This is a genomic window from Senegalia massiliensis, assembly GCF_009911265.1.
Classification (GTDB): Bacteria; Bacillota; Clostridia; order Tissierellales; family SIT17; genus Anaeromonas; species Anaeromonas massiliensis_A.
The window spans coordinates 261,563-286,711 of sequence record NZ_QXXA01000004.1 but is presented as its reverse complement, the minus strand read 5'-3'; the positions used below and the strand labels follow the sequence as shown (position 1 = coordinate 286,711).

25 protein-coding genes and 1 pseudogene are annotated in these 25,149 nt (G+C 25.6%); 23 read left to right on the top strand and 3 right to left on the bottom strand.

Features of this window, described 5'->3' with window-relative positions; translation table 11 throughout:
• Positions 1–2: 2 nt before the first annotated feature.
• Positions 3–1,619 (bottom strand): amidohydrolase, encoded by a 1,617-nt coding sequence (locus D3Z33_RS03695; RefSeq protein ID WP_160196429.1) that lies wholly within the window; start codon positions 1,617–1,619, stop codon positions 3–5.
• Between the two features lie 110 nt (positions 1,620–1,729).
• Between D3Z33_RS03695 and D3Z33_RS03690 the strand changes: the two genes are divergently transcribed.
• The 20 genes and pseudogenes from D3Z33_RS03690 (at position 1,730) to D3Z33_RS03600 (ending at position 18,864) form a co-directional block, all read left to right on the top strand.
• A complete protein-coding gene (locus D3Z33_RS03690) occupies positions 1,730–2,059 on the top strand; it encodes a tRNA-binding protein (RefSeq protein ID WP_160196428.1) in 330 nt (109 codons plus the stop codon).
• Positions 2,060–2,072: 13 nt separating this feature from the next.
• Positions 2,073–3,392, top strand: a complete 1,320-nt coding sequence (locus D3Z33_RS03685; RefSeq protein ID WP_160196427.1) for a glutamate-cysteine ligase family protein — start codon at positions 2,073–2,075, stop codon at positions 3,390–3,392.
• Positions 3,385–4,707 (top strand): glutathionylspermidine synthase family protein, encoded by a 1,323-nt coding sequence (locus tag D3Z33_RS03680; protein ID WP_160196426.1) that lies wholly within the window; start codon positions 3,385–3,387, stop codon positions 4,705–4,707. The genes D3Z33_RS03685 and D3Z33_RS03680 overlap by 8 nt, the downstream gene beginning before the upstream one ends.
• 4 nt (positions 4,708–4,711) lie before the next feature.
• Positions 4,712–5,365, top strand: a complete 654-nt coding sequence (locus D3Z33_RS03675; RefSeq protein WP_160196425.1) for an esterase/lipase family protein — start codon at positions 4,712–4,714, stop codon at positions 5,363–5,365.
• Positions 5,366–5,405: 40 nt separating this feature from the next.
• Complete coding sequence (locus tag D3Z33_RS03670) at positions 5,406–6,341, top strand: hypothetical protein (protein ID WP_160196424.1); 936 nt, start codon at positions 5,406–5,408, stop codon at positions 6,339–6,341.
• Positions 6,342–6,399: 58 nt separating this feature from the next.
• A complete protein-coding gene (locus D3Z33_RS03665) occupies positions 6,400–7,773 on the top strand; it encodes an aldehyde dehydrogenase (RefSeq protein WP_160196423.1) in 1,374 nt (457 codons plus the stop codon).
• An 84-nt stretch (positions 7,774–7,857) separates the two neighbouring features.
• Entirely contained in the window at positions 7,858–8,652 is a 795-nt protein-coding gene (locus D3Z33_RS03660; protein ID WP_160196422.1) for an ABC transporter ATP-binding protein, read from the top strand.
• A complete protein-coding gene (locus D3Z33_RS03655) occupies positions 8,639–10,261 on the top strand; it encodes a hypothetical protein (protein ID WP_160196421.1) in 1,623 nt (540 codons plus the stop codon). Before D3Z33_RS03660 ends, D3Z33_RS03655 begins: the two co-directional genes overlap by 14 nt.
• Positions 10,262–10,322: 61 nt before the next feature.
• Positions 10,323–11,510 (top strand): cation diffusion facilitator family transporter, encoded by a 1,188-nt coding sequence (locus tag D3Z33_RS03650; RefSeq protein WP_160196420.1) that lies wholly within the window; start codon positions 10,323–10,325, stop codon positions 11,508–11,510.
• Between the two features lie 179 nt (positions 11,511–11,689).
• Positions 11,690–12,391, top strand: coding sequence for a LytR/AlgR family response regulator transcription factor (locus D3Z33_RS03645; protein ID WP_160196419.1), 702 nt, complete (start codon positions 11,690–11,692; stop codon positions 12,389–12,391).
• Positions 12,388–13,662: a sensor histidine kinase gene (locus D3Z33_RS03640; protein ID WP_160196418.1), complete on the top strand. Its 1,275-nt coding sequence runs from the start codon at positions 12,388–12,390 to the stop codon at positions 13,660–13,662. Before D3Z33_RS03645 ends, D3Z33_RS03640 begins: the two co-directional genes overlap by 4 nt.
• A 301-nt stretch (positions 13,663–13,963) precedes the next feature.
• Positions 13,964–14,089, top strand: a pseudogene (locus D3Z33_RS16890) (hypothetical protein); the annotation flags it as partial.
• Between the two features lie 66 nt (positions 14,090–14,155).
• Complete coding sequence (locus D3Z33_RS16645; protein WP_243153402.1) at positions 14,156–14,401, top strand: hypothetical protein; 246 nt, start codon at positions 14,156–14,158, stop codon at positions 14,399–14,401.
• Positions 14,402–14,440: 39 nt separating this feature from the next.
• On the top strand, positions 14,441–14,599 hold the full coding sequence (locus tag D3Z33_RS03630; RefSeq protein WP_160196417.1) for a hypothetical protein: 159 nt from the start codon (positions 14,441–14,443) through the stop codon (positions 14,597–14,599).
• Between the two features lie 51 nt (positions 14,600–14,650).
• Entirely contained in the window at positions 14,651–14,809 is a 159-nt protein-coding gene (locus D3Z33_RS03625; RefSeq protein WP_160196416.1) for a hypothetical protein, read from the top strand.
• A gap of 344 nt (positions 14,810–15,153) precedes the next feature.
• Positions 15,154–15,831, top strand: coding sequence for a Yip1 family protein (locus D3Z33_RS03620; RefSeq protein WP_160196415.1), 678 nt, complete (start codon positions 15,154–15,156; stop codon positions 15,829–15,831).
• Between the two features lie 19 nt (positions 15,832–15,850).
• Positions 15,851–16,528: an ABC transporter ATP-binding protein gene (locus D3Z33_RS03615; RefSeq protein ID WP_347561209.1), complete on the top strand. Its 678-nt coding sequence runs from the start codon at positions 15,851–15,853 to the stop codon at positions 16,526–16,528.
• On the top strand, positions 16,515–17,417 hold the full coding sequence (locus D3Z33_RS03610; RefSeq protein WP_207708346.1) for a COG1361 S-layer family protein: 903 nt from the start codon (positions 16,515–16,517) through the stop codon (positions 17,415–17,417). Before D3Z33_RS03615 ends, D3Z33_RS03610 begins: the two co-directional genes overlap by 14 nt.
• An 11-nt stretch (positions 17,418–17,428) precedes the next feature.
• Positions 17,429–18,658 (top strand): ABC transporter permease, encoded by a 1,230-nt coding sequence (locus tag D3Z33_RS03605; protein ID WP_160196413.1) that lies wholly within the window; start codon positions 17,429–17,431, stop codon positions 18,656–18,658.
• Between the two features lie 20 nt (positions 18,659–18,678).
• Positions 18,679–18,864 carry a hypothetical protein gene (locus tag D3Z33_RS03600; protein WP_160196412.1) on the top strand — a complete coding sequence of 62 codons (186 nt, stop codon included), beginning with the start codon at positions 18,679–18,681 and terminating at the stop codon, positions 18,862–18,864.
• Between the two features lie 252 nt (positions 18,865–19,116).
• On the opposite strand, the gene pflA is transcribed toward D3Z33_RS03600, so the two are convergent.
• Both pflA and pflB read right to left on the bottom strand, forming a co-directional pair.
• Positions 19,117–19,851 carry a pyruvate formate-lyase-activating protein gene (gene pflA / locus D3Z33_RS03595; protein WP_201750420.1) on the bottom strand — a complete coding sequence of 245 codons (735 nt, stop codon included), beginning with the start codon at positions 19,849–19,851 and terminating at the stop codon, positions 19,117–19,119.
• 36 nt (positions 19,852–19,887) lie between these two features.
• Positions 19,888–22,119, bottom strand: coding sequence for a formate C-acetyltransferase (gene pflB, locus D3Z33_RS03590; protein ID WP_160196411.1), 2,232 nt, complete (start codon positions 22,117–22,119; stop codon positions 19,888–19,890).
• Positions 22,120–22,358: 239 nt separating this feature from the next.
• On the opposite strand from pflB, the gene D3Z33_RS03585 reads away from it, so the two are divergent.
• From D3Z33_RS03585 to D3Z33_RS03575, 3 genes are all read left to right on the top strand, one after another.
• The gene (locus tag D3Z33_RS03585; protein ID WP_160196410.1) at positions 22,359–23,192 is read left to right on the top strand and encodes an aminotransferase class IV; all 834 of its coding nucleotides are present in this window, start codon (positions 22,359–22,361) and stop codon (positions 23,190–23,192) included.
• An 867-nt stretch (positions 23,193–24,059) separates the two neighbouring features.
• Complete coding sequence (gene rlmB / locus D3Z33_RS03580) at positions 24,060–24,803, top strand: 23S rRNA (guanosine(2251)-2'-O)-methyltransferase RlmB (RefSeq protein ID WP_160196409.1); 744 nt, start codon at positions 24,060–24,062, stop codon at positions 24,801–24,803.
• Between the two features lie 100 nt (positions 24,804–24,903).
• On the top strand, positions 24,904–25,083 hold the full coding sequence (locus tag D3Z33_RS03575) for a hypothetical protein (RefSeq protein ID WP_160196408.1): 180 nt from the start codon (positions 24,904–24,906) through the stop codon (positions 25,081–25,083).
• Positions 25,084–25,149 lie beyond the last annotated feature (66 nt).

Here is a 25,149-nt window from a genome sequence, read left to right as displayed (position 1 = left end):
TATCAGTTGTTTTTATATTTTAAAATTCCATTAACAAATGTCATAGAAATTTTAATATCTTTAATTTTATCTTTATCAATTTCAAATATATTTTCTTCAAGTACTACTAAATCAGCTTTTTTATTTTTTGAAATACTTCCTTTAATATTTTCTTCAAAACTAGAATAACTACCAGCCATAGTATAGTTATAAATTGATTCTTCTATAGAAATTTTTTCTTTAGATAACCATCCACCCTTAGGATTTCCTTGTAAATCACAACGAGTAACTGCAGAGTAAATCCCTTTCATAACGTCAAATGTTTCTACAGGTGCATCAGAACCAAATGAAATTTTTATGTTATTATCTATCATAGTTTTGTAAGCATAGCTTGTTTTAGCTCTATTTTTTCCTATTCTATCATCTACAATATGTACATCATAATTTAAAAATATAGGTTGAACATATGCAATGACATTATAGAGTTTGAACTCATTTATCAACTTTTCATCTGTAATTTGTGCATGAACTATACCATGACGGACATCCCTTCTTGGATTTCTAGCATAAGCTTTTTTAATGCTATTAAAAACCTTATCCATTGCTTTATCACCTATAGCATGAATAGCTACACTTAATCCTATATTATGTGACTTCATAACAAATTTGTCTAATTCATTTTGATTACAAGTAGAGATCCCTTTAGTGGAATTATCATCATGATAAGGTTCTCTTAAATTAGCAGTTCTTGAGCCAAGGGAACCATCTGTAAATAATTTTATTGGTCCTAATTTAAAAAACTCATTACCATTATAATTGTTATAATTATTGTTTATAAAGTCATTTAAATGATCTATTGTATTCATCCTACATTGTTCATAGATCTTAATAGGTAGTTTGTTTTCATTTATCAATTCTTTATATATTTTTATAATATCTTTGTAATCTAGTCCATTGACACTATTTAAATCATCTGTTTGAATACTTGTAATACCTTTAGATAATAATATATTCGCACTTTTAATTATGAGATTTTTTATTTCTGACTTTGAAGGAGTAGGTATTTTTTCTGTAATTAGCTTCATAGCATTTTCTTTTAGAATTCCTGTAGGATTTCCATTATTGTCTAAGTCTATCTCTCCACCTTTTATTTCAGGAATATGATCTAAAATACCAGCTAACTTGAGTGCTTTAGAATTTGCTACCCCAAGATGTAAACAAGTTCTAGTAATAAATATTGGTTTATCAGTTGAAATCTTATCTAAATCATATCTATTAGGAAGTTTCTTATCTTTGAACTTATCCTGATTAAACCCTTCGGCTAAAATCCAATCACTACAATTATCTTTTGTAAAAGAGATTATTTTATTGATTAATTCCTCTATACTATAAATATTTACTAAAGAGCATTTATTTAAACTTAACCCATGATCTATAAGATGCATATGACTATCATTAAAACCAGGCAACATAGTTTTTCCTTCTAAATCAATTATTTCTGTTGAATTATCTTTTGAATTTAATATTTCTTTATTTGATCCAATATTTTTTATAATATCATTTTCTATATATATTGCTTCCACCTTAGGTTGATTAGGATCCATTGTAACTATATTTCCATTGACAAAAATCTTATTCATAACTTTCCTCCTTACAAAATATATTTAATTATATTCTATCATTTATATATAATATTTTCTATTAACTATAAATTTTGGTATAATAAAAGGAAATGATAGGGGTGATTTTTTTGGCTAATATAGATGATTTTTTAAAACTAGATATAAGAGTGGGAGAAATAATAAGAGCAGAAGAATTTAAGGAGGCAAGAAATCCATCATATAAATTATGGGTAGATTTTGGAGAAAAAATAGGAATAAAAAAATCTAGTGCTCAAATTACAGAAAAATATTCACTTGATGATTTAATAGGGAAAGATGTCCTTGGAGTAGTAAATTTTCCCAAAAGACAAATTGCAAATTTTATGTCTGAAGTATTAGTTTTAGGGGTATATACTAAAGATGGTGTAGTGTTAATATCTCCAGATAAAGAAACAGAAAAAGGAGATAAATTGGGTTAAATGAGGTGGAAAGTTGGATAGTTTTTTTATAGACAAACAAATTAAGTATTTCGAAGAGTATTTTAATAATAATCATACAAAAGAAGAAGAATTGAAAATAGGTGCAGAGTTTGAGCATTTTATAATAGATAAAGAGACACTGAAATCAATTCCATATTTTGGACAAAAAGGAGTTGAAGATACTCTAATTAAGTTAAAGGAAAAAGGTTGGAATGAAGTTTATACTGATAATTATCTTATGGGACTTTATAAAAAGAATATAAATATAACCTTAGAACCAGGAGCACAGTTTGAAGTAAGTATTAATCCTTTTAAAGACATCAAAAAAATAGAAGATATTTATATGAATTTTTTAAATGATATAGTACCTATACTTGAAACGAAAAATCAGTATATAGTGTGTATGGGATACCAGCCAAATACTAAAATAGAAGATATTCAATTTATTCCAAAGGAAAGATATAAATATATGTCAGAGTATTTTAAAGACAAAGGGAAGTATGCACATAATATGATGAAAGGTACTGCAGCTCTACAAGTTGCCATAGATTATAGAGATGAAGTAGATTTTAAAAGAAAATTTAGACTTTCAAATTTATTATCTCCTATACTTTCTTTAATGTTTGATAATAGTCCTATATTTGAAGAAGAGATCTATCCTAATAATATACTTAGAACAGATATATGGAATAAATGTGATAATGATAGATCGAAAATTGTGACTGGTGCTTTAGATAAAGATTTTGGATATAGTGACTATGCAAAATATATATTAAATAATCCTCCAATAATAATTAAAAAAGAAGGAGAATTTATATTTACTAAAGAGAAAAAAACAAAAGATATCTTTGATGTATGTAATATCTCAAAAGATGAATTTGAACATATATTAACTATGTTTTTTCCAGATGTTAGAGTTAAAGGATTTATAGAGGTTAGAATGATGGATTCAGTACCTTTTCCTTTGAATTTAGCAGGGGTTGCACTTGTGAAGGGAATAATGTATAGTGATTCAAATATTGATGAATTATTAGATGTTTTTAAGGATTTTGATGATAAAAAAATTAGCATAATGAAAAAAAGAATAATGGAATATGGTTATAATGCTGATGTAGAAGACTTTAATTTAAATAATATAGTAAATAAGATATATAATTTAGCTTATAATTCATTAAATGAATATGAAAAAAGATATTTAATGCCGTTAAAAAAATTAATAAGTGAGAAAAAAACACCAGCTATGAATATAAAAGAAAATATGAATTATGGATTATATCAAGCAATAAAAGAAAATATATTAAATGATATAGTTTTGGAGGCGAAAAATGAATAGAAAGATAATAGACAAAGAATATAGAGATATGATTTTAGAAAATATTGATGAATATCAAAAAGATTATTTTGATATGAAAGAAAAAGTAAGAAATTCTAAGGCTACGTATAAAGGGGAACCAGTTCCCTTTTTATATATGCCTAAATTTTATACAGATAATGATATAGAAAATTTTAAAAAATTAACAAAAACAATGAGCCAAATATTTAGAAAGATTATAGAAAAATTTTTAAATGATCCTGAGTATAGGAAAAAATTTGGATTTCCTAAGTGGTTAAATGAACTTATACTTTTACCTACAAACTATAGTTCCCCTTTTCCTATGGCAAGGTTCGATATATTTTATGATTATAATGGTTATTTTAAATTTTGTGAAATAAATACAGATGGTACTTCTGCTATGAATGAGGAAAGAGAATTATCTCGTATATATTTAGAAACAAAAGCAGCAAAACAATTTGGGGGGGGATATGAATTTCATCCATTTGAATTATTTGAAACATGGATTGATGAAATTTTAAATATTTATATGGAGAATCATCATGAAGAAAAGCCTTCTATAGCTATTGTGGACTTTATAAGTAAATCTTCAATGGATGAATTTATTGAATTTCGAGATAGATTTAGAAAAAGAGGGTTATGGTGTGAAATAATAAGTCCAGATAAGATAGAATATAATGAAGATGGATATTTATACTTTGAAAATGAAAAAATTGATATAGTATATAGAAGACTTGTAACAAAAGATTTATTAGACAATAAAGATAAAATAAAAGATTTTATAAAAGGAATAAAAAAAGGAAAAACAGAAATAATAGGACCTATAAAATCACAAATAATTCATAATAAAATAGTATTTAAAATATTACAAGAGAAGGAAACTTTAGAATTTTTAGATGAAAATGAAAGAGAATTTATCAAAAAGCATATTCCATATACTAAAGAGCTTATCTTAGATAATTTAGATGTTCATGAAGTAATTAAAAATAAAGATAATTTTATCATAAAACCAATGGATTTATACGCTTCAAAAGGAGTATATGTAGGGAAGGATTATAGTGAACAAGAATGGGAAAATCTAATTAAAGAAAATAATAATAATAACTATTTATTACAAGAATATTTTAATCCTCCAGAAACGTTAATGATTGATTTTGAATCAGAAAAACGAGAAAGATACTTTAAAAATATTACAGGGTTATATATATATAATGAGAATTTTTACGGAGTATATTCACGTGTAGGCAAAAAGTCAATAATATCTGGTATTCATGATGGATATACTTTACCAACACTTCATATAGGAAAGCAGTGATAATTTGAGTGAAAAAAAAATAGTATTGGTACATGGCTATCTTAGAACTCATAGAGATATGAGAAGACTAAAAAAGTATATGAAAGAATTAGGATACGATGCTATTTGTGTGAATCTTCCACTTACTTTCGATGAAATAGATAAGGCAGTTGAAGAATTTAAGTTGTTTTTAGAAGAGAAAATTATGAAATTAAAAAACGAAGAAAAGATAACACTTGCAGGTCATAGTACAGGGGGACTTGTTATAAGAAAATTTATAATAGATTACCCTAAACTATCAAAATATATAGATAAAATAATACTAATAGCTACCCCTAATACTGGTAATGAACTAGCAGAATTTATTACTGAGTACTTCTATATCATTCCACGAATATTTAAGACTCTACGATCTTTACATCCTGAAAATGTAAAGAAAATAAGCTCACTAGACGGTACTCATATAAATATAGGAGCAATAGCAGGAAATGAACCTGGAATCATTACGAAACCATTTTTTAAAAGTGAAAATGATGGTAAAGTAAGTGTAGACTCTGTTAAATATGAAGATATTGATGATTTTATTGTTTTACCATACAATCATTTTGAAATTCATAAAAGAAGAAAAACAGCAAAATATATTTCAAATTTTATAGAATATAGTCGTTTTAGGATATAAATAATCACCTCTGGAAATACTAGTTTTGAGGTGATTATTTATGAAAAGAAAAGTATTAATATTGTGTTTAATAATTTTGTTTTTACTTTCTTCTTGTACAAAAAAAGAAGAAAGCACTGAAATGAAAGAAAATAAAGAAAAAATACCTGAAGAATTAACACAGGTTCAAGAGAATGTTGGTAAAGTCATAGAAGAGATAGAAAAAATAATGAAAGAGGAAGAAAAACCTATATTTGTAGAAGAAAAAGACAAAAAAGAAGAAGAAGACTCTGAAAAAGAACAAGATTCTCAACAACAAGGCCAAGGCTCAGACTCAAGCTCGGGAGGACAATCAGAGGGGCAGTCAGGAGGCTCACAAGGTTCAGAAAATCCCCAGTCAGTAATACCACCTGAAGAAAAAACTTACGAAGAAAAAAAAGAAGAAGAAAAGATAAAGAAATATGAAAAAATAGAGAAAAATTGGATGGATTTATCAAAGACAATAGAAAAGATACATACTAATTGGGGTAAATACAAGGTAAAGGCCATGGAGAAAGGTATAAATACTGATACTATAAGTCAAACTGAAAACCATTTAAACAATCTAACAATAGCTGTAGGAAAAAAAGAAAAAATAAATTCACTTAAACAATCAGATAAGTTAATATTTTCTTTAGGTAATTATTTTGATTTATATAAAGGAAATATAGAGGGGGACTTAAATAGAATAACATATATTGCTCGTGAAATATATCTTTATGCCTTAGAAGAAGATTTTGAAAAGGCTAAACAAGTATCAAAAGAATATGAAAGTTATTTTTCTATGTTAAGACAAAAAATAAATATTGAAAAAAAAGATGAGAAGCATTTATACACACTTGAAATATCAATAAAAGATCTGATAAATTCTCTTAATTATAAAGATATTAATTTAGTAAAAATAAAAAGAGATGTAGTATTAGATAATATTGAAAAAATAAAAGAAGTAGCAAATTGATATTACTATAAATTTTCGGGTATTTATGATTAAAAGGTAAAAAAGGGGTGTAAATACCATGACTGAATATAAATATATATTAAAAAAACAAAGAGAATATTTTGCTACAGGTCATACTAAAGATATAGAGTTTAGAATAGGACTATTAAATATATTAAAACAAAATATTAAGAAATATGAAGATGATATATCTGATGCATTATATAAAGATTTGGGTAAGTCAAAATTTGAATCTTATGCAACGGAAATAGGAATTACCTTAAGTGAGATTGATCATATAACATCTAATTTAAGAAAATGGGCAAAGCCTAAAAAAGTAAAATCTCCACTATTCCAATTTCAAGCAAAGAGTTATATATATAAAGAACCATTGGGAGTAGTATTTATAATATCTCCATGGAACTATCCATTTCAACTTACACTTGAACCATTACTTGGAGCAGTGGCAGCAGGGAATTGTGCTATACTTACAGTGTCCCAAAAAGTACCTAATACAACAGAAATACTAGAAAAAATAATAAAGGAAACATTTAATGAAAATCATGTAAAGTTTATTCCTGGAGGGAGTACTGTATCCAAGGAACTTTTGAGAGAAAAGTTTGACTATATATTTTTTACAGGGAGCGTAAATATAGGTAAGAAAATAATGGAGGCTGCAAGCAAAACCTTGACTCCTGTAACGCTAGAACTTGGTGGAAAATCTCCTACAATAGTTGATAAAGATGCAGATATAGATATAGCAGCTGAAAGAATAGTTTGGGGAAAGTTTTTGAATTCTGGTCAAACTTGTATTGCACCTGATTATATATTAGTTCAAAAAAAGTTAAAAGCAAAATTAATAGAAAAACTAAAATATTATATAGAGAAATTTTATGGTGAAAATCCAATAGAAAGTAATGATTATCCTAGAATAGTAAATGAAGATCACTTTAATAAAGTGTCTAAATTATTGTTAGATGGTAATATATTACATGGAGGAAAAACAGATAAATTGGATTTATATATAGCACCTACAATAATGGATGACGTTTCTTGGGATGATAATATAATGAAACAAGAAATATTTGGGCCTATTCTTCCAATATTAACATATGAAAATATTGAAGATGCTATAAATATGATAAATTCTCATCCTAAACCATTAGCACTATATTTATTTACAGATAATGAATACATAGAGAAAAAAGTTATAAAAGAAGTCTCCTATGGGGGAGGATGTGTAAATGATACAATACTTCATTTGTCATCATCTGAGCTTCCATTTGGTGGAGTGGGAAATAGTGGGATGGGACATTATCATGGTAAGGCTAGCTTTGATACTTTTACACATGAAAAAAGTATATTTAAAAATTCAAAGTCATTTGATTTTAACTTTAGGTATCCACCCTATTCAAAAACTGCTTTAAAATTAATTAAGAAAGTTTTAAAATAAAAGCATAGGCATTTGTCTATGCTTTGGTAAATGTATAGAATATATATGATATAATATTATCAACGTTTAAAAGGGGTGAGTAAAATGGAAAATATAATAAAAATAAAAAATTTAAATAAATATTATGGGGGTAAAAGGGTATTAAATGATATTAATTTAAATATAAATAAAGGTGAAATAATAGGTTATATAGGAGCAAATGGTGCTGGGAAATCCACTACAGTAAAAATCATGTTAGGACTTGTAGAAGAATATAGTGGCAGTATAGAAATTTTTGGAGAAAACATAGTAGAAAATCCTGTAGATTATAAAAAAAGAATTGGATATGTACCTGAAACAGCAGATATGTATGAAAATTTGACTGCTCGTGAATATCTTACTTTTATAGGAAGTCTTTATGGTATGGATTATAGTGAAGCAGATGAAAAAGCACAAAAATTAATGGATTTATTTAGTATAAAAGATGTATATGACGGAAGAATAAACTCTTTCTCAAAAGGAATGAAACAAAAGGTTCTTATAATATCAAGCATAATAAATGATCCTGACATATTATTTTTAGATGAACCATTAAGTGGTATAGATGCAAATAGTGTACTTGTATTTAAAGAAGTATTAAAAGAACTTGCAAAAAAAGGTAAAACTATTTTTTATTCATCTCATATTATGGAAGTAGTTGAGAAGTTAAGTGATAGAATTATACTTTTAAATGATGGAGAAATAGTTGCAGATGGAAATATGGAAAGCTTGAATACGGAACTTAAAGAAGGATCTCTTGAACAGATATTTAATAAATTAACTGGCTTCAATGAACATGAAAATATAGCAAAAGAAATAGTAAATACTATCTCTAGAGGTGAAGTTAATGAAAGAATATAATATACTTAAGATTTTAGATAAGTTTAAGATATTATTTACAAAAATGGGTATAGATTATTCTATAATGAGAGAAATACTAAAGATAAAACTTACTCTAGATACAAGAAGACAAACAGGAATAAGTCAATCAAATAATACATCAAACGCGGATAATGAAGGAAAAAATCAATTTTTACGTTCACTCCCTGTATATGTACTATTAGGATTACCTATAATATTTTTTATATTTGTAGATTCATATTATTTATTTCCAATGAGTATAGTGTTTGGACTTTTTATGTTTTTTATGATGACATCATTAATATCTGATTTTTCTTCTGTGCTTTTAGATGTTAGAGATAAAAATATAATTCTTACAAAGCCAGTAAATAGTATAACACTTAATATGGCAAAGGTTCTTCATATATCATATTATGTTTCAATGGTGACAGGAGCATTAGTATTACCTTCACTTGTAGTTTCAATATTTAGAAGAGGAATAGCTTTTTTTCTATTATATCTATTTACTCTAATACTATTAGATTTATTTATAATAATGATTACAGCTCTTTTATATCTAGTAATACTTAAATTATTTAGTGGAGAAAAATTAAAAGATATAATTAATTATGTTCAAATAGGGCTTGCAATAACAATAACACTTTCATATCAAATAATAGGAAGGTTATTTAGTATAACAGAATTATTAGAGATAAATTTTGACCCTACATGGTGGAGTGGATTTTTACCTCCAGTATGGTTTGCTTCACTTTTTGAATTTATATTTAATAATAGTAGAGATCCGATTATAATTTTATATTCAATATTTGCCATAGTAATTCCTATAATTTCAATAATAATATATATAAAATTAATACCATCCTTTGAAAGAAATCTACAAAAATTAAATGCAGAAGATACAAATACAAAGAAAAAACATAGATTTACTCATTTAATAAGTAATATTATATGTAAAACAAGATCTGAAAAAAACTTCTTTAATTTTGCTAGTAATATAATGAGAAATGAAAGAAATTTTAAGTTAAGAGTATATCCCAACTTGGGATTTAGTATTATATTTCCGTTTATAATGTCATTTGGTTCTGGGATATCATCTATTTTAAGTATATACTTTATAGGTTTCTCGTTAGTCACTATATTACAATTATTAAAATACTCAGATAGCTATAAAGCATCTTGGATTTATAATTATTTTAGAATAGACAAAGAAATTATTTATAAAGCTACACTTAAGTCAGTATATGTAAATTTTATAACTCCAATATTCATTTTGGTAAGTATAATATTTTTTATAATACTTAAAGAAAATATTATAATAGATTTAATAATAGCATATACTGGACTTTATTTAGGATTATTTATATTATTTAAAACAGGAAAAAAGACATTGCCATTTTCAGAACAATTTGGGGCTGTAAAAGAAAAGGGATCTATATTAGATGCTTTCAAACTTTTTCTAACAATTGGAATATTAGCAGGATTACATTACTTATCAGGAAAGGTAGTTTATGGAAAATATGTTTATATAATAATATTATTAATAGCTAATATTTTTGCTTGGAAATATGGGTTAAAAGAAGATAAAAATTATACTCAGCAATATAATTGATAAAAATTCTCAATTATATTATAATGTTATTTGATTATAAAAAGGATTTATTGGAGGAGAAATGATAACAGAATACATATTAAAAAAAACATTGAAAAATAATAATTATAACAATAAATATACAAGAGAAAAAGTAGGTTATATTTCTGGAATAGTAGGAGTAATTGTAAATACACTACTTGCAATATTAAAACTTGTAATAGGCATAATAATATCATCAATAGCTGTAACAGCAGATGCATTTAACAATTTAGCAGATGCAGCTTCTTCCATTATGACAATAGTAGGATTTAAACTTTCAAATACGCCACCTGATAAGAATCATCCCTATGGTCATGGAAGAGTAGAACATATAACTACTCTTACTATTGCAATACTTATAATGTTTGTAGGTGTTCAATTTGTAAAATCATCATTTGATAGAATAATTGATCCAAAACCAGTAGAATTTAGATTATTATTATTTGTATTTCTTATTATATCTATTGTAGTAAAAGTATGGTTGAGTTCATTTAACAAATATTTAGGTAAAAAAATAAAATCTAATGCTCTAAAAGCAGTATCAATAGATTCACTTTGGGATTCACTTGTAACACTTATAGTAGTATTATCACTTGCATTATCATTTGTAACTGACTTTCCCATAGATGGATATATTGGAATAGTTGTAGCAATTATGATATTTTATTCAGGATTTACCCTTATAAAAGAAGCAGTAAGTGAACTTATAGGAGAAGCTCCAAGTGAAGATCTAATAGAAAAAATATTAGAAGGAGTATTATCATATGATAATATATTAGGGGTACATGATTTAAAAGTTCATCAATATGGAGCAGGAAAAACAATGGCTACAATTGATGCAGAGATACCACCTGATATAGACGTAGTTACAATTCATAATATAATAGATCAAGCTGAAAGGGAACTAGGAGAAAAATATGATATTGATCTTGTTATTCATATGGACCCAATAGGTCTAGAAACAGAAACAAGAGAAAAAATAATAGAGGAAATAAGAAAAGAATTAAAAGATAATTACCTTATAAATTCAATACATGATTTTAATATAATAGATAAAGGTAATTATAAATGTATTATATTTGATGTATCACTTGATGGTAATAAAATAGGAAAAAACTTTTTTGAAGAAGAATTTAAAAATGATTTAATAGATGTTATTAAGAATATAGATAGAGATTTCTATTGTAAAATAAATATAACAATAGATTATCAAGATATTGTTAGATAAAACTTTGAAGATACTGTCTTCAAAGTTTTTTTATAGTTAATTTTAAAAAGAATGAAATTTATTCATGATAATAAAAATATAATTTGTTAATTAATAAAGTTAATTGCTTATAATACTAATTTTTGTTATAATTTGTATGGTGATATAGATTAATGTTTAACAAAAGGGGGATAGCTGTTATGAGTAAAATATTAATCGTAGAAGATAATGAATTAATTAGAAGTTCAATAATAAAAATAATAAGAGAGATAGATGATTCCATAGAAATTATATCTACAGAATATTCATCTAAAGCTCTTGATATTTCTATAAGGAGTAACATAGATATATTTATATTAGATATAGGTTTAAAAGACTATTCTGGTATTAAATTAGGACAAGAGCTAAGAAAATTAAATAAATACATAATTACTCCTATAATATTTATAACATCTATGATAAATGAAGAATTAGAAGCATTTAGAGAAATTCATTCGTATGCTTTTATTACAAAGCCTTTTAAGAAAGAGAAAGTAAAGAACATTTTTGCCCCTATTATACAAAGCTTCACAGAAAATCACCAAGAAAATAATTTAACTATAAATCAAAAAGAAGAAACATATATTATACCAATGAATGAAATTATTTATATAGAATCTCAACTTAAAAGAATATATATACATACTTTAAATGATGAATATGAAATTAAGACCTATACATTAAATAAATTAATAGAAATATTAAATGATGATTTTATTAGGGTCCATAGGTCCTATATTATAAATAAAAAATATATTACTAAAATAGATAGAACTAAATGGGTTTTACATTTTAAAAATATCGCTAAATATATGCCTGTAAGCAGAAAATATAAAAACCAAGTAATGGAGTTATTACAATGACAGTTTTTGAATCATTTATATTATCTATTTTTGATGTTTTAGGGTTTATAATTATTTCCTTGGGTTTACTTAGAGAAGAAAATCAATATAAAATATTTAAAAAATCACTTATTTATATTTTTTTATACTCTTTAATTATGTCAGTTATAGAAATTATTATTCCTATTGAATATATTCCAATTCTTGTTCTTATATTTTTATACATCGTTATATATTTAACTTATAGAAAGGGGTTAGTATTTACATTTAAAATTTGGTTTCTATCTACTGTATTAATATTAACTATACAATACATATCATTAATAATTTTAAATATAATTATTGGTAATATAGAATATAAGTTTTTTTATGGATTAATTTCTCAGATAATATTTATTTTTATAGTGATATTTACTTTTTATAAGATTAAAATACATGTATTATTAACATATATAAATCAACAAAAGAAAATTGCTATAATTTTATTAGCAAATATATTTATGATTTTAATTATTATTTTAATGTATTGGAGATTAGATATAGATAATTTATTAAATAATTTTCTTGATCTTTCTATTTTATCTTTAAGTATAATATTTATATATTTTATAGTAATTAAAAATGGTATAAGAAATGAATATGAAGCTAGAGAACTAGAAATGTATAAGAGAAATTTGCCTATTATAGATAATCTAATTAGTGAGGTAAGAAGAAAGCAACATGAATTTGACAATCATATCCAAGCTATAAACTCAATTATATATTCTAATAGTAATAATAATGAAGTAGTTGAATCTCTTAAACAATATACTTCAGAAATTGAAAATATAAATGACTTAGGAAATCTTATAAAATTAAAAGATAAAATATTAGCAGGATTTTTGTTCAGTAAACAAAAAGAATCAGAAAAAAATAATATTCAATTTAACATTGTAATAGAAAATCCTATGATAGATACAAAATTAAAAAGCTATGAATTGATTCAAGTATTAGGAAATTTAATTGATAATGCATTTGAAACAGAAGTAGAAGACAATGTAGTTGTAGTGAAATTTTTAAGAAAATATGGTAATGATATTATAGAAGTTAGTAACAAACATCCTAAAGTAGAAAAAGAAAAAATAGAAAAATTCTTTGAAAAAGAATTCTCCACTAAAAAGAAAAAGGGTAGGGGATATGGTCTTTATAATGTGAAAAAGAGATTAAATAAATATAATATAAGAATTTTAGTTGAAAATGAATATAGGAATGAATATACTTCTAATTTCATTAAATTTAGGATTATGTTTTAATAGAAAATTTTATAAATATTGAGACTGCTATAGCTATAGCAGTCTCAATATTTATATGAAAGGGAAAAATCAATAATTGTTAATATTCTTATCTAATATTTCAAAAGTTTTGGGTTCACTCCATAAATATGAAAAATCTATAGATGACATTTTTTACTCTTTAGAAATGTTATTTATACGGATTAGATTACTATTTATCCATTTCCTATGTACAAGTTATTTTTAAATTGGTAGGATATGTATAGATAAGAAATTAAAAGTTATGTAATTGTTTATAGTTAAGATGTAAAAAGGAACAAATATAAAGGGTATAGTTGAAGGGGCAGAAAAATTAGGATTAGAATCTAAAGCAATAAGAGTAGATAGAGAAGCTTTTATAAGTAAATTTACCCTGCCAACAATAGCTCATATAATTACAGATAGTATTAAATATAATATATTATATTATCATTTTTATAGCATTATAATATATCAATACTTGAATTATATTAAATTGAATCTTTTTTACAAAGATAATAAATTAGCTAATAAAGTATATTTTAGAGATGGTATTTTACTCACAATTGGATTATCTATTCTATATGTATCTGAAGCTATAATCTATATAAATATGAGTGAATTTAATATAAAAAGCTTTATATTTTCAGCTTTATTTATCTTACCTTCTATTTTAACAAATAAAATGATTTCTAAAGAATTCCATACAGTTAATAAAGATATACTTGAAAATAAAAGGTAGGTTAATTTTTTATAAAAGCTTAATATAGGTGGTATTTGAATGAAAAAGAATAATTATGATATATTTTTTAAATTGTTTCTAATAGTATTAATAATAATTTCTTCAATTACTCTACAATCTAGACTTAAATTATTAATTTTATTTCTTCCATTGTATTTGATAATAGAATATTTGATAAAAGATAGGAGTAGAAAGTAGGATTAAATATGATAGATGAGGATTTAAATTAATAAAATATGGAGGATAAACATGAAAAAGAGTGATATAATTTTTATTCCTTATATTGGATTTCTAGCTTTTATAGCTCCAGAGTCATTTATTCCAAGGGCAATTGTAGTCATGGGTGGAGTTGTGCTTTATAATTTCATATATGATTTAATAGAAAAAAGAAAAAACACTCCAAAATAAAAAGTTTGGAGTGTTTTTATACTCAAATTGTCATTCATACTGATAAAATTGTCGTTCGTCCATTATCTATTGTAAAATATATATCAATATAATACTATGACTATATATAGGAAAAATAAGGATGTGCTAAATTTGAATTTTAAAAATCACGATATCATAAGTATTTTAATAAAGTTGTTAAGCATATTTGCAGTATTTCTATTAGTTATATTTATATTCCATCTGTAAAATACATTATATTACAATTATATTAAAAAGATAACAAATTAAAGGAATAATGGAATAATTATAGAACTAATATATAGTAATAAATTGTTAATAAAAATTAAAGGGAGTGTATTGGTATGAATGAAGAAAATGAGAGAGAATTAATGATGGAGGATGAGAAAGTTAGTTTAGTACAAAAGATTAAATGGTACATAGTAAAGCCAAGCAGATTTTTTGAGGAATTTAAGAAAAATCCTAAGGCTTTGATTCACTTTATAATGATTACTATTTTATCAGCGATTACTGCTATGATTACAAATTCAAAAACGGATGAAATAAAAAATCAAGCTTTAGAAGGATTGAGTGGAGAAGAATTAGAAATTACAGAAAATATTGTTGGTTTTTTTTCTTCACCAGTTTTTGTTATACTTGGTGCAGTTCTAATACTCGGACTTACATATTTAATTTCTGCTTTTTTTAGATATGTATTTATTAAGTTATTTAAAGGTGAAGGAAAATTTAAAGAAATGTTTGCAGTAGTTATAGTAGCATCTTATCCAGTATCAATAGCTGGATTAATTCAAAGTTTGTTTTTAAATCCATCTGCAGATACTACTACTATGGATAGTATATTATCTGTAGTTAACATTTGGTCTATTTGGCAATTAGTTCTTTTAATCATAGGTATAAAAGTGATGTTTAATTTATCAATGAAAAAAAGTCTAATAATAAATGTAGGAATATTTATTGTTACTACATTATTTACAGTAGGATCTGCAATGATAAATAGTAATTTATCTAATATGGTTCAGTAAAGGTGATTTGGTGGAAAATATAATAGAACTTAAAAATGTATCTCAGCATTATAAGATGGGAAAAAGCATAGTAAAAGCACTTGATGAGGTAGATTTAAATATAATTAAAGGTGAACTTACAGCATTAATAGGTCCTTCTGGATCAGGAAAGTCTACATTATTAAATGTGACAGGAGGGCTAGTAAAGCCTACAAAAGGTAAAGCTAAAATTAGAAATAAAGATATTACAAATTACTCTGAAAATGATTTATGTTTATTTCGTAGAAATAATATAGGTTTTATATTTCAATCCTTTAATTTAAATCCTACATTATCAGCTCTTGAAAATGTGATGATGCCTCTTATATATGCAAGAGTAAAACAAGATAAAAGAAAAGATATGGCAACTCATGCTTTAAAACTTGTAGGACTAGATGATAGAAAAAGTCATAAACCTGGTGAACTATCAGGAGGGCAACAGCAAAGAGTGAGTATTGCCAGGGCAATTGTAAATAATCCTGAAATAGTTTTATGTGATGAGCCTACGGGAAATTTAGATTCAGAAACAGGTAAGGAAATATTATCTCTTATAACTAAAATGAATAAAGAAAATAAAGTTACTTTTATTATTGTAACTCATGATATAAATGTTGCAAATAATTGTGATAGAATCATATCTATTCATGATGGAAAAATAATAAAAGATGAAAGGAAATGATATGTTGAAAAGAAATGTAGTAACTATTTTAATAATTTTAATGACAATTCTTTTAGTATCAACTAATATATATGCAGCACCTAAAAGTCCTGCAGTAGTAATTTCAGAATATAAAATAGAACCTGAGGAAATTAGCCCAGGAGAAAATTTTAAAATAAAACTAACATTAAATAATTATGGTGAATATCATGCAAGAAAAGTTAAATTAACATTAAAAGATAAAGTAGAAGAAGAAATACAAGATATGCAATCAGGAGAAATACAATCAAAAGAAGAACAAGTGAAATTAAATAATTTTTCTCCTATAAATCAAAGTAATGTAAAATATATTTCTCTCATAAAGGCTGATAAAAAAGAAGAAGTAGTGTATGATTTATATTCTTCACCTAATATGAAACCAGGAAATTATAATTTAGTGGTCTCTTTATCTTATATGGATTCTAATGGGAAAGTTTATACTGAAGATCAAATTATAGGGATATTATTATCTGAAAAAGAAAGTATAAAAGTTTTAGGTAAAGGTGATTATGGAGATATATCTATAGGAGAAGAAGTAGAATCAACTATAAATATAGTAAACAATTCTATAACTGAAGTTAAAGGAGTAACTGTATCTGTAGAAGGAGAAGGACAAAATAACTATACAGAATATCTAGGTAATTTTAATAGTGGTGATTTTGATAGTTATACTTTTAATACAGTATTTGATAAAGAGGGTAAAAAGAATATAAATGTAAAAGTAAGCTATATTGATGGACTTAATAAAAATACAGAAATAGAAAAAAAGATAAAATATAATGTGAAATCAGGGGAAAATATTGATAATTCTAATAACAAAGAAGAAGGTAATGCATTTATTAGATTTATCAAAGGATTATTTGGATTTTAGTGGTGGATAATATGATAGATAAAGATATAATAAAATTTGCATGGACGAGTTTGTGGAGAAGAAAACTTAGAACTATATTAACTCTTATAGGGATTATGATAGGTACAGCAGGAATAATAACTATGGTTTCTTTAGGAGTAGGACTAGAGGAAAGTGTTACAGGAGAATTTGAAAGTGGAAATATGACTAATATTGAAGTTTATCCTGGAGTTAATATGGGACCTAATGAAGGAGATAGTGTAAAGATATTAAAAAAAGAACATGTAAATGAATTAAAGCAGTTAGAAGGAGTAAAAGCAGTTACTCCCATATATCAGACTTATGGTGAATTAAATATAGGTAGAGAAACTATATCAGCTACTTTTACAGGTATAGATACAAAGGAGATAGATGAATTAGGATATGAATTAGAAGAAGGACGTTTTCCAAGGAATAACTCTATTCTATTAGGCTCAAGCCTTTCAGAACAAATATCTAATGAAAGTGAAAAAGATTTACTTAGAAGTTCTTCTTCCATTAGCTTTTCAGATCGCATCTCAGAAGTAGAAGAGGAAACTTCAAAGAAATATAGAACTAGAATTACAGGAATATTAAAATCTACTGGAGGAGCAGAAGATTATTCTGCTGTAATGGATATAGATGAACTAGTAGATATTGTAGAAGAAAAGCAAAATGCTAGAGATATAATAGAAAAAGAAGGCTATTCTAATATTAGAGTAGTAGCTAATGATATGGATGAGATAGATAGACTATCAAAAGAAATCAATGATAAAGGTTATATGGCTTATTCTACAAAAGATATGATAGAACAAGTAGGTAGTGTGTTTAAATTTTTACAACTGTTTCTTGGAGGAATAGGAAGTATAGCTCTTATTGTAGCAGCTGTAGGTATAACTAATACAATGATAATGAGTACTTATGAAAGAACAAAAGAAATAGGGGTAAACAAAGTAATAGGAGCGTCAGTAAAAGATATACGAAAACAATTTTTATATGAAGCTACGTTTATAGGATTATTAGGTGGAATAGCAGGGCTAATTCTAAGTTATATATTATCATTTATAATCAATACTGTAGCTAAAATATTCATGAATGGTCTTGAAAATAATATTACATCTATTCCAATATGGCTAGCATTATTTGCAATTATTTTTTCTGTAATTGTAGGAGTATTATCAGGATTATACCCAGCAAACAAAGCAGCAAAAATAAGTGTGTTAGAGGCACTTAGACAAGAGTAATTATAAAGGGAAGTGATACTATGATAAAACCAAAAAAAATTATATTGAGCTTAGAAATAATTTTAGGGTTATCATTCATAACATCATTTATAGCAGTAACCCTTAATTATATCACATATGATGAAATAAAATACTTTGTATATGCTATATTAATCTTATCATCTGCTATAGGAATATGGTTTTTAAAGTTAAATAAAAGGAAATAGTATGCCGGGATGTGATCTATTATGATAAAAAATCTATTATATAAGTTATTTAATCATAAAAATAATAAAACTAATAAAATTAATGAAAATAAGGTCGTTATATAGAAAAAGATATAGAATTTTTATTTGAATATAATATTGTTTTATTTGTTATATTCGTTATATCTTTAATAGCTCAGGTGGAATATGATTTAAGAAAAGAGTTTAAATAATATATTAAAGAACCTGTGGTCAAAATTGACCACAGGTTCTTTAATAAACTACATTTACATCTTTACTTTTAAATATATGAGCTGCTCTTTCTACCATTTCATCTGATGGGGTAGGGGTATTCTTTAATTTATATTCATATCCAAGCTCTTCCCATTTATATTCTCCCATTTTATGAAAGGGAAGTAGTTCTACTCTTTCTATATTTTTAAGAGGGGAGAGGAATTTAGCTGAATTTTTTATATCTTCATCCTTATCAGTAAGACCTGGAACTAATACATATCTAATCCAAGTAGGTTTATTTATTTCTGATAAATACTTAGCTAGTTTTATAGTAGGGTCATTATTTACCCCTGTTAAATCTTTATATAAAATAGGATTAAATGATTTAATATCAAGTAATACTAAGTCAGTATATTCAAAGACTTCTTTTGTTTTATCAAGTGGAATAAACCCTGATGTATCTATGGCTGTATGAATTCCTTCTTCTTTACATCTTTTAAATAATTCTTTTGAAAATTCTGGTTGGAGTAGTGGTTCGCCACCTGTTAAAGTGACACCACCACCAGAATATTTCATATATGATTTATATTTAATTATTTTTTCCATAAGTTCATCTACTGATATTTTTTTGCCATCATTTACTTTCCATGTATCTGGATTATGACAATACTGACATCTTAAAGGACAACCTTGAGTAAATACTACAAATCTTACACCAGGTCCATCTACTGTACCACATGTTTCTATTGAATGAATGTTGCCTTCTATATTCAAACTTACACCTCCTATTAAGAGATAAAGATATTAACTTTAAGCTCTTTTATGGAATGTTCTATTTATTACATCTAATTGTTGTTCTCTTGTAAGTTTAATAAAGTTAACTGCATATCCTGATACTCTTATTGTTAATTGAGGATATTTTTCTGGGTGATCCATTGCATCTAATAGAGTTTCTCTATCAAATACATTTACATTTATATGATGACCTTTATCATGGAAATATCCATCTAATAGGCCTGTTAAGTTATTTGTTCTATCATCTATTGTTTTTCCAAGAGCTTTTGGCACAATTGAGAAAGTATAAGAAATACCATCTTCTGAATGTTCATAAGGTATTTTTGCAACTGATGCCATTGATGCTATAGCTCCATTTGTATCTCTACTATGCATTGGGTTTGCACCTGGTGCAAATGGCTCTCCAGCTTTTCTACCATCTGGAGTACTTCCTGTTTTTTTACCATATACTACATTTGATGTAATAGTTAATATAGATAAGGTGGGGATAGAATTTCTATAAGTTTTATGCTTTCTAAGCTTATTCATAAAATCTTTTACTATAGAAGTAGCTATTTTATCTACTCTGTCATCATTATTACCAAATGCAGGATATTCACCTTCTATTTCGTAATCTATTGCAAGACCTTCACTATTTCTAATAACCTTAACTTTAGAATGTTTAATTGCAGATAATGAATCTGCTACAACTGATAATCCTGCTATACCACAAGCTGAAGTTCTTACTACATCTTTATCATGAAGTGCCATTTGTATTCTTTCATATGAATATTTATCATGCATATAATGAATTATATTTAGAGTATTTATATATAGTTGTGATAGCCAATCCATTACAAGATCAAACTTTTCTGCAACTTCTTCATAATTTAGATATTCTGAAGTAATAGGTTCAAATCTTGGGCCTATTTGAGCACCGCTTTTTTCATCTTTACCACCATTTATAGCATATAGGAGAGCTTTTGCAAGATTTGCACGTGCTCCAAAGAATTGCATTTGTTTGCCTATTTTCATAGCTGAAACACAGCATGCTATTCCATAATCATCACCATAAGTTTCTCTCATTAAATCATCATTTTCATATTGAATCGAACTTGTATCTATAGATACTTTAGTAACAAATTTTTTGAAGTTTTCTGGTAGTCTTTCTGACCAAAGTACAGTTAAGTTTGGTTCTGGAGCAGGGCCTATATTATATAATGTATGAAGAATTCTAAAGCTTGTTTTACTTACAAGAGTTCTTCCATCTATACCCATACCACCTATAACTTCTGTAACCCAAGTAGGATCTCCTGAGAATAACTCATCATAAGAAGGAGTTCTTAAAAATCTTACCATTCTTAATTTCATAACAAAATGATCCATAATTTCTTGAATTTCTTTTTCTGTTATAGTTTTATTTTTTAAATCTCTTTCAAAATATATATCAAAAAATGTAGATACTCTACCAAGTGACATAGCAGCACCATTTTGTTCTTTTACTGCTGCAAGATAACCAAAATATGTCCACTGTACAGCTTCTATAGAATTTTTAGCAGGACGTGATATATCAAATCCATATTTAGCTGCCATTTCTTTAAGTTCCTTTAAAGCATATATTTGTTCGGAAATTTCTTCTCTAAGTCTAACAACATCTGCTGACATAAAGTCCATATTTAATTGTTTCTTTTCATTTTCTTTTTCTTCTATTAATCTATCTATACCATATAGAGCTATTCTTCTGTAGTCTCCAATTATTCTTCCTCTACCGTAAGCATCTGGAAGACCTGTTATAACTCCTGAACGTCTTGCACGTCTCATTTCATCAGTATAAGCATCAAATACTCCATCGTTATGTGTTTTTCTATATCTATTATCAAATATAGCTGAAGTTTCTTTATCTAATTCATATCCATAAGCATCTAAAGATCCTTTTACAACTCTTATACCACCAAAAGGCATAATAGCTCTTTTAAGAGGTTTTTCAGTTTGAAGCCCCACAATACGCTCCAAACCCTTATCAATATATCCTGAATCATGGGAAGTTATAGTAGAAATTATTTTTGTATCTGCATCTAGTATTCCTTTTTCTCTTTCTTCTTTCATAAATTCAGATACTTTATCCCAAAGTTTTATTGTATTTTTTGTTGCCCCTTCTAAAAATGAATCATCACCCAGATAAGGGGTATAATTACTTTGTATAAAATCTCGTACATCTATTTCATCTGTCCAATTACCAGTTTTAAAATCTTGCCATTCTTTATTCAATATTAAAACCTCCAGTAAATTTATTTTTTGGATACTGAATATTGTATACAATAACTTTTGCTTTTATTATAGCATATGAAAATCATTTGTAAAGGGTATTTTTATTATTTTGTACTTATAATATATTTTGTGTATGTAGAGTTATTTTATTCAATATAATATATGGTTTTAGATTTTATATTATCAATATATTTGGTATACTAAAGGTATAAATCAAGTAAAAAAGGTGGTAGTGTGAAATGAATATAGAAACTAACAAAGAGTTCTTTATTTATAACAATGAAGTGTCTAATAATAAAGAATTAAAATTAAAAGAAGGAGAAAAAGTATATGAGGTTATTAGAGTTATTAATGGAGTACCTCTTTTTCTAGAAGAACATATAGAAAGATTAAAAAAATCTATTGATTTGATAGGATATGAATCTCAAATAAATGAAGAAAGCATAAGAGAAAATATTTATAAACTTATAAGCAAAAATGATGAATTCAATATGAATATAAAAATTATATTAAATTATTATGGTGATAATTTTGAATCTGTATTCCTTTTTATAAAAAGTAATTATCCAGAGGAAAGAATATATGATGAAGGTGTAGCTACTATTACAATTAAGGCTATGAGAGATTTACCTAATGTTAAGAAAGTAAATAATACTTTTAAAACAAAAGTAAAAGAAGAGTTAAAACAAAAAAATGCATATGAAGCATTACTTATAGATGAAAAAGGATATATTACAGAAGGAAGTCGTTCAAATATGTTTTTTATAAAAGAAAATGAAGTTTATACAGCTCCAAAAGGAGAAGTACTTTTAGGAGTTACAAGGGCTAATATATTAAAAGCGTGTGAAAGTTTAGATGTAAATATAGTTGAAAAAAATTTAAAAATAGAAGAGCTTAATAATATTGATGGTATTTTTATGAGTGGCACATCTGTCGGAGTATTACCGATAAAAGTAGTTGATGATAGAAAATATAATTCAGCTAAAAATAGAGTAATAAAAAATATAAGGAAAGAATATAATAAAAGAGTAGATGAATATATAAAGAAAAATAAAAATTTTCTAAAAAAATAGTTGTAATAGGAAAATTTATGTGATACAATTATAACAAATAAATTAAAGGAGGTCGTTTAGATGATGATAAGAAATGAATTAAAAATTAAAAAAATTGAATATAAAAAACGACCTGCGATTTATAATTAAATTAGCTTTACATAAATTATATTTGTAATAAACATCGCAGGAATACTGCGATTTATTTATATACTTTTACAATTAGATATTTAAATAGCCGCAGAACTGCGGCTATTTTTGTGTCTTTAGAAGAAACCGCAGTTAATACTGCGGTTTTTTGTTGTCTATTTGTAATAAATGTAACAATCTATTGTTGTTACACATATTAATAAAGAGGTGAGGTGATATCATGTTTTTAGTATTTGAAACTAGCAATATTGTAAATGTTTCAAAAGAATCAACAGAATTAGATTTATTTAAAAAAATAGAATCATGTAAGTATTAGCCATTAAAGAGTATAGGTGGTGATATTATGTTTAAGGTTTATGATGGTATAGAAGAAGAATTAGGTTATAAAATTGATTCTTATGAAGAAAAGTAAAAAATTAAGTTATATAATAGGAGGTGAAATTATGCATAATACAATTGATAGACTAATAAATATGAGTTCTATAAAAAGAGATTGTGGATTAGATGAATATATTAAAATAGAATTTAATAAATAAATTTTAAGGTAAAGGAGGTTAGTAATATGATATTGATTAGTAAATATTTAGTTGATACTAAGGAAAATATTGGTATGAAGGAGCAATTGATCATAGAATCTACAATTAAAACTTAGTAAAATGCGACAATTGTCGCATTTTATTTTTATATTTTAATATTTATTAAATTAAAGTATAATATATAATAAAGAAAGGTGGTTACATGACAAAAGAATATATATTAGAAGGAAAATTATCTATAGAATCTGCTATAAAAGCAAAAAGTAGAAGAATTAGTCGGATTTATGTTGATAAAAATAAAAAGAGTAGAAGAATTAAAAGTTTTATTAGTTGGATAGATAGAAAAGGTATTAAAATAAAAAAAGTAGACAGTGAAGTAATTGATGATATGACAAAGGGGAAAACTCATGGTGGTATTATAGCTAAGGTTAGCGAAAAGAAATTTTTAACTTTAGAAAACCTTATTGAAGATAATAATAATCCTTTTATTGTAATGTTAGATGGTATAGAAGATCCATATAATTTTGGATATGCAGTAAGAAGTCTTTATTTAGCTGGAGTAGATGGGGTAGTAGTAAAGCCAAGAAACTGGATGGAAGCTACTAGTATTGTTGCTAAAGCTTCAGCAGGTACTACAGAACTTATGCCTATGGCTATAGCAGAAGATATAGATTATGCTGCAGAATTTTTTAGTAGAAATGGATTAAATATAGCAGCTACTGCAAAGAAAGATTCGCAATCATTATATGATGTAAATTTAGATAGACCTACATTTTTACTTATTGGTGGGGAAAAAAGAGGAATAACTAGATCGTTTTTAGATAAAGCAGATACTATAATTAGTATTCCTTATGGTAGGGATGAAGGAATTTCACTTGCAGTTACTTCAGCAACTTCAATAATTGCATTTGAAATGATGAGGCAAAAAAGTAATAAAATGAAATAAAATATTAATTATCTTTTTGAGGAAAAATATAATATAATTACAATATAGAGTCCAATGGAAAACTTTAGAAAAAAACTTGAATTAAGTTAGGGGGCTAAAAATGGGTATATTAAAGAAGTTTATGGGGAATGAAAATACATGTTATATTTGCCAGGACAATCCATTGGATAAAGAATTGATTTATGACGTAAAAATCAAAAAATCCTATCATATGGAATGCCTCAAGGAACAATCTATAAAAAAGATTCAAAATGCAATGACATCAGTTGATGATATTTAATATTAAAAGAAGTATAGAAAAATCTTTCTATGCTTCTTTTTTGTTATTAATAATTGTAATATTATT

Excerpts from the sequence above, each read along its gene's own strand:
- D3Z33_RS03625 (WP_160196416.1), top strand. The coding sequence starts at position 14,651 with ATGAAAAAGAGTGATATAATTTTTATTCCTTATATTGGATTTCTAGCT.
- D3Z33_RS03695 (WP_160196429.1), bottom strand. The coding sequence starts at position 1,619 with ATGAATAAGATTTTTGTCAATGGAAATATAGTTACAATGGATCCTAAT.
- D3Z33_RS03640 (WP_160196418.1), top strand. The coding sequence starts at position 12,388 with ATGACAGTTTTTGAATCATTTATATTATCTATTTTTGATGTTTTAGGG.
- D3Z33_RS03600 (WP_160196412.1), top strand. The coding sequence starts at position 18,679 with ATGATAAAACCAAAAAAAATTATATTGAGCTTAGAAATAATTTTAGGG.
- rlmB (WP_160196409.1), top strand. The coding sequence starts at position 24,060 with ATGACAAAAGAATATATATTAGAAGGAAAATTATCTATAGAATCTGCT.
- D3Z33_RS03665 (WP_160196423.1), top strand. The coding sequence starts at position 6,400 with ATGACTGAATATAAATATATATTAAAAAAACAAAGAGAATATTTTGCT.
- D3Z33_RS03670 (WP_160196424.1), top strand. The coding sequence starts at position 5,406 with ATGAAAAGAAAAGTATTAATATTGTGTTTAATAATTTTGTTTTTACTT.
- D3Z33_RS03585 (WP_160196410.1), top strand. The coding sequence starts at position 22,359 with ATGAATATAGAAACTAACAAAGAGTTCTTTATTTATAACAATGAAGTG.
- D3Z33_RS03650 (WP_160196420.1), top strand. The coding sequence starts at position 10,323 with ATGATAACAGAATACATATTAAAAAAAACATTGAAAAATAATAATTAT.
- D3Z33_RS03680 (WP_160196426.1), top strand. The coding sequence starts at position 3,385 with ATGAATAGAAAGATAATAGACAAAGAATATAGAGATATGATTTTAGAA.
- D3Z33_RS03660 (WP_160196422.1), top strand. The coding sequence starts at position 7,858 with ATGGAAAATATAATAAAAATAAAAAATTTAAATAAATATTATGGGGGT.
- D3Z33_RS03630 (WP_160196417.1), top strand. The coding sequence starts at position 14,441 with ATGAAAAAGAATAATTATGATATATTTTTTAAATTGTTTCTAATAGTA.
- D3Z33_RS03655 (WP_160196421.1), top strand. The coding sequence starts at position 8,639 with ATGAAAGAATATAATATACTTAAGATTTTAGATAAGTTTAAGATATTA.
- D3Z33_RS03575 (WP_160196408.1), top strand. The coding sequence starts at position 24,904 with ATGGGTATATTAAAGAAGTTTATGGGGAATGAAAATACATGTTATATT.
- D3Z33_RS03620 (WP_160196415.1), top strand. The coding sequence starts at position 15,154 with ATGAATGAAGAAAATGAGAGAGAATTAATGATGGAGGATGAGAAAGTT.
- D3Z33_RS03605 (WP_160196413.1), top strand. The coding sequence starts at position 17,429 with ATGATAGATAAAGATATAATAAAATTTGCATGGACGAGTTTGTGGAGA.
- D3Z33_RS03610 (WP_207708346.1), top strand. The coding sequence starts at position 16,515 with ATGAAAGGAAATGATATGTTGAAAAGAAATGTAGTAACTATTTTAATA.
- D3Z33_RS03645 (WP_160196419.1), top strand. The coding sequence starts at position 11,690 with ATGAGTAAAATATTAATCGTAGAAGATAATGAATTAATTAGAAGTTCA.